The sequence below is a fragment of the Dolichospermum circinale AWQC131C genome, assembly GCF_000426905.1.
GTDB lineage: Bacteria > Cyanobacteriota > Cyanobacteriia > Cyanobacteriales > Nostocaceae > Dolichospermum > Dolichospermum circinale.
Window position 1 is genome coordinate 281 of the sequence record NZ_KE384655.1, and the last position, 5,445, is coordinate 5,725.

Annotated in this window: 4 protein-coding genes and 1 pseudogene; all 5 read right to left on the reverse strand. The window is 39.7% G+C overall.

Annotation, left to right across the window (positions count from 1 at the left end):
- Positions 1–137 precede the first annotated feature (137 nt).
- Positions 138–827, reverse strand: coding sequence for a J domain-containing protein (locus ACIR131C_RS0120055; protein ID WP_028091599.1), 690 nt, complete (start codon positions 825–827; stop codon positions 138–140).
- Between the two features lie 25 nt (positions 828–852).
- Entirely contained in the window at positions 853–1,800 is a 948-nt protein-coding gene (gene cysK / locus ACIR131C_RS0120060; protein ID WP_028091600.1) for a cysteine synthase A, read from the reverse strand.
- Between the two features lie 17 nt (positions 1,801–1,817).
- The gene (locus tag ACIR131C_RS0120065; protein WP_028091601.1) at positions 1,818–2,255 is read right to left on the reverse strand and encodes an RrF2 family transcriptional regulator; all 438 of its coding nucleotides are present in this window, start codon (positions 2,253–2,255) and stop codon (positions 1,818–1,820) included.
- Between the two features lie 290 nt (positions 2,256–2,545).
- Entirely contained in the window at positions 2,546–4,291 is a 1,746-nt protein-coding gene (locus ACIR131C_RS0120070; RefSeq protein ID WP_028091602.1) for an iron uptake porin, read from the reverse strand.
- A 1,030-nt stretch (positions 4,292–5,321) separates the two neighbouring features.
- Positions 5,322–5,445, reverse strand: a pseudogene (locus ACIR131C_RS25235) (photosystem II D2 protein (photosystem q(a) protein)); the annotation flags it as partial.

The following is a 5,445-nucleotide window of genomic DNA, read 5'->3' on the forward strand; positions in this document are numbered from 1 at the left end:
CCTCATATTCGATAGACCTACGACAAAAGATATTTATGTCGGTTTTTTTCCGTTCACCTACTTAGTTGTATTTTTTGAAAAAAAATAAGCAATATTTCGGTTTAATAGATGGTAATTAAATGACTCTTACGATAGACTCAATTAACCGACTCTTGCGCTTCCCGATACAATCTTTTAGCTATCCGAAATAATTCTTGTCCTGTGTGTAAATAACGTTCGTCATAGCTTAATGGGAAATAAGCTAACTCTTCAATTCCCTCCCCTATTTGACTCATACAGTAGTAAATGTGTGCTGCTGCTGCTGCAAAATTAACAGGATTTGGTAAAGAACGAAACCTGATTTGAGCGTCTTTTAAGTCTTCTCTACAGGATTCTAAATAATCTTGAAATTCGTCTAAAAGAACATCATCAAAAGGATCTGCGGCTAATTCCTCAATTTGTTCTTTTAAAGAATTGAGAATTGTTCCAAGTATCCGATTTACCGGTTTATAAACTAGTTTTAACCATTCTTCAATGTTCTCATCAACATCTTTTCTAACTTTTCTAGTCGCTTTATAATGCTCTTGGGCAGATTCTGAGCGTTTTTGGCGAGTATAATGGGAATTTTTCTGACTATAGCGCAGTTCTTGATCATAATTAAGACGACTTTTGCTGTCACTTAAAACTTCATAAGCAGCATTGACACGAATAATTTCTTCATTGTCTGTTATTTCTTGATTAATGTCAGGATGGAAAATCTTAACCAAACGACGATAGGCTTGTTTGATCTCCGCTTGGCTGGCATTATTACTGACTTTTAAGGTATCGTAATGGTTAAAATCGGACATGAATCCAATAGATTGTTAATTGACATTAGTTACTGTTTTCTATATCTTGGAATAAAGGTGTACTTAAGTATCTCTCACCGAAACTAGGCTGAATCATCACAATTAACCGCTCTCGATTTTCTGGACGTTGGCCTACACGAATCGCTGCACAAAGGGCAGCACCAGTGGAAATTCCCGATAATAATCCTTCTTCCCTTGCTAATTTACGACTATAAGCGATCGCTTCCTCATCAGTAACCGTAATCACCTCATCAATTAATTCTACTTTTAATACCTGGGGAATAAAACCCGCCCCAATCCCTTGAATTTTGTGAGGACCGGGTTTACCACCAGATAATATAGGGCTATTAGCTGGTTCTACTGCTACACTGGTAAAACTCGGCTTCCGTTTTTTAATGACTTCCGACACCCCAGTAATAGTACCACCTGTTCCCACTCCCGCCACAATTATATCTACTTGACCATCGGTATCTGACCAAATTTCTTCCGCAGTAGTTTCCCGGTGAATTTGGGCATTAGCCGGGTTACGAAATTGCTGTAACATATAAGAATACGGTGTTTTATCAACTATCTCCTGGGCCCGACGAATCGCCCCACTCATCCCGGCAATTCCCGGCGTGAGTTCCAATTCTGCCCCATAAGCCCTTAACATTGATCGCCGTTCCGCGCTCATAGTCTCCGGCATGGTTAAAATTAATTTATACCCCATAGCTGCCGCCGCCATCGCCAAAGCAATACCCGTATTTCCCGATGTTGGCTCTACTAAAATTGTCTTCCCCGGAGCGATTAATCCTTCTTGCTCCGCAGCATTAATCATACTTACCCCAATGCGGTCTTTTACTGATGCAGAGGGGTTCATACTTTCCAATTTCACCACAATTCTAGCCACACAACCCAATTCTTGAGGAATCCGGTTTAACTGTACTAAAGGTGTCCGTCCCACCAATTCCGTAATATTTTTGACAATACCCATAATAAATTCCTACGCCCTTAAATGTAGTACATGATATCCAACTGCTTTCGGGAATCTCGTTTTTCACAAAGATCCTGAAGTGAATAGTTTTGTAACACTGAATTTGCCGCTTGACGTGCTTCTTGCCAAATTTCCGTCACCACAGTATGATCTAAACTTGTGCGGTGAGAATCTTGATCACCAGTCTGCACATCTAAACCTTCTAAACATTCTAAAATATCAAAGATACTAATTTTCCGAGGTTCTCGCGCCAATAAATAACCGCCTTTTGAACCCCGTTGACTTTTCACTATACCCCCACGCCGCAAACTTGCTAACAGTTGTTCTAAATAACGATCAGGTATCTTTTGTTGCATAGCGATTTGCCGAATTTGCATCGGTTCACCGTTTTCGTAATGAGTAGCCATTTCTAATAACGCCAAAATTGCGTATTCAGATTTACATGATAGTTCCACAAGTAGTCATCCAAGATGAAAGTTGAAGCATGAAGATGAACAAAATCCAACAGTTCCCCTCTTTTCCAGTATACTCCCGTTTTCCACTGGGGTTTTTATTGCCCCTAAAAAAAACCCCCGCCTCATGGCAGGGTAAAATAATTTTTGGGTAGTCATATTGAGCTATGAAAATCAAAGATTTCATTTCTCAAACTCTTAGTTTTCGCGTCTTTGTGCCTCAGCGTCAGACAAATTCATATTTTTGTTTACCAACGCCTAATTTTTCAAGTTATCAGCAGACTTTTAACAGTCTAGAAACTGAAAGTTGTTCTTAGTGTACCAATAAAGGCATCATTACTATTAGTAGCCTGTCCAGGAGATGTTACCCAAATTACACCAGGAGTTACAGAAATATTGTCTGAAACCTGATACTTGTAAAATCCTTCCACTTGGTATGGTGTCTGACTAGCACCCGCGCTGAGTGAATAAGGTTGAGCACCACCAAAAATACCCAAGACGTTACCTTTTTTACCAAAATCAGGTAAGGCTAAACCCGCTCCATAACTCCAAGCTTCTCTACTAACACCAGCACCTTCGGGAATAACATCATGGTAGGAAACGAAACCACTTAAAGACAATTTCTGACTGGGCTTGATAGCAGCAGAAATACCATAGGAGTTACTAGAGCTAGGACCTGCTACAGTTGGAGTATTAGCTTGTGAAGTACCTACTAAAGCACTACCACCATCAATTGCTGAATCAAATAAGGTGCTACCTGCTCTTTGATAACCATGCACATAGGTAGCAGCTAAAGCAAAACGATTACCAACATTAAAGTTTAACTGACCTAAGGCCGCATAATTCCCATCAAATAAGCCATTACTAGGAGTAGGATTATTAGCATTGGAAGCTAAGTAACCTAATGTTAATGAACTTGGTTTTAAGGAACTATCACCAGGTTTCCCAAAGGGTACATTCAACGCAATACCAGAACCACCACCAATGCGATAAATCGGATTTTCAGACGCAAAAGTGGTTAAAGCACCCTTACCACCATCTGTTTTATCAAAGAAGTAGGGATTATTAACAGCCGCATAATCGCTATGTTGTCCACCACTAGCCGCTAGATACACTCTCGCTGGACCTACGGGTGCTTCATAAGTTAACTTGTCAATTTTTACGCTGTTATTATTGGTGCTACCAACTTCAAAGATTTGCTTACCTGCTGCGTTACTACGTATTCCAGCAGCATTAGCAGGATTAATCGGAGCATTTGCATTATCTCGGAAATCAAAGGCTGTAGCATTACCAGCGGATAACCGGGTTGTTAACATATCCCTACCGGTAAAGCTGGTTTCCAAGCCTAAACGCACTCTGTTTTGCAAAACTGCGCGGTTTGCTTTACCCGTCTCATTACCAAAAGTATCGGTAGCAGCAAAAATAGCTTCACCTTTTAACTTAGTGGTAGTGGAGAATTGATTTGCTTCTAATTCAGCAGTACGTCCTTCTAAAGCGTCCACTCGACCGCGTAAAGTTGCTAGTTCGGCAGAAAACTCTTCTTGCAAACGCTGTAATGTTGCTAAATCCTGTTTGGTAACTAGATCAGCCGTCGCTGTGGCAATTAATTCATTTACACGATCTAAACATGAATTTAAACCAGCCGCAAATTCATAACGACTTAAAGAGCGATTACCGCGAAATGTCCCACTGGGATAACCAGCAATACAACCGTAGCGTTCAACCAATGACTGTAAGGCTTGAAACGCCCAATCTGTAGGTTGTACGTCAGAAAACTGCGAAACTGATGTTACCTGAGACTGGGAATTATTGTTTTCGTTGCTGAAACTGTTGACTTTAGCTTGAGCTAAAAATTGGGCTGCTTTGGTTTCCTTGACCAATACTTCTGGCTCTTGAGAAACTTCTGTTGCGGAGGAAGTTTCCAGTGATGATGTTTCTGTGGTGGTTGTGGTCGCAGCTATCGCTGTTGAAGATACTAGCAATACTGCTCCCAAAGCTGCTGGGCTAACCACCAGGGATTTCCACAAGATATTAGACATCTTTCCTTTTCTCCTCACACCTTACATGAATAAATCAAGTTATCTGTAGCTAATTGCTTAGAAATGCGACGTCTTGTTGAAACCTGTGTATTAGGCATGGCTGCCACTACTACAATTTTACTTTTCACAAGACTAACAATTGATTAACTAATCATTAAGTTTCTATACAATTAACTTATACAAAAACTCATATTCATAGAATATAGTTATATTATAACTATTTCTAATGATTAAAATAAGAAGTTATGATGAAGTGACTGTAAATTTCTCTGGTAGACTAGTAATGTTATTTTTATCAGTCAAACTCGCACTCTTTACGCTCACATCAAACTCTTCTCACTAACAAGCGTCATCAGATATGATCTGCCAATACAAACTGTAACTGTAGATGAGTTTTGAAATGTACTTTTAATCGTAACTTCTCTACATCATCTATACTTTGCTCGTGTTATATCTGTGAATGATACTTTATTCCCTGCAAATGTTCCGATAGGATATGACAATCGCTATTTAGTTAGGCGAAAAAATTGCCAAACTCAACAAAATAAACGCTATTTCTTGTTTATTTCCGGAAAAAACTAAATTATTTTTATGCAAAAAAACCACCCAGAAAAACTATCCGCCCTGATTTAGATCAGAAAATCTAAGTCAGGGCGGTCTAGGGGGTCTTCAAGTTGCAACCAGACTGCCGGAAGGGACTCCGACTTTTAGCCTAGCTAGTTGAGCTTACTTAGTCCTCAAAAAAACTAAGGCTAACTTTTAGAGAACAGCCCCGGCGCACAGCCGGCTAACTGCAACTTGATGACCCATGGTTATACTACTTTCTATCATGGGCATCACCTCCTTATTGCCTAAACGGTCTTAGTCTCAAAAGGCAAAGCAAAATGCTTTGGGTTTTTCACCTGAAACTACTATAACACAACTACAAAAATTTGCAATACTGGAAATTATATTGTAAAAATTATTTCATCAAAAAACCCTGCCTCACGGCAGGGTTAAGGAAAAACAATTAATTAAAGATTGATTTTTTTTACAGAGCGTTACCGCGAGGTAGCACTTCTTCAGGGAATACAAATTGTTCGTGGGGTTGGTCTTGAGGAGCCATCCAAGCCCGGATACCCTCGTTCAGCAAAATGTTTTTGGTATAGAAAGTT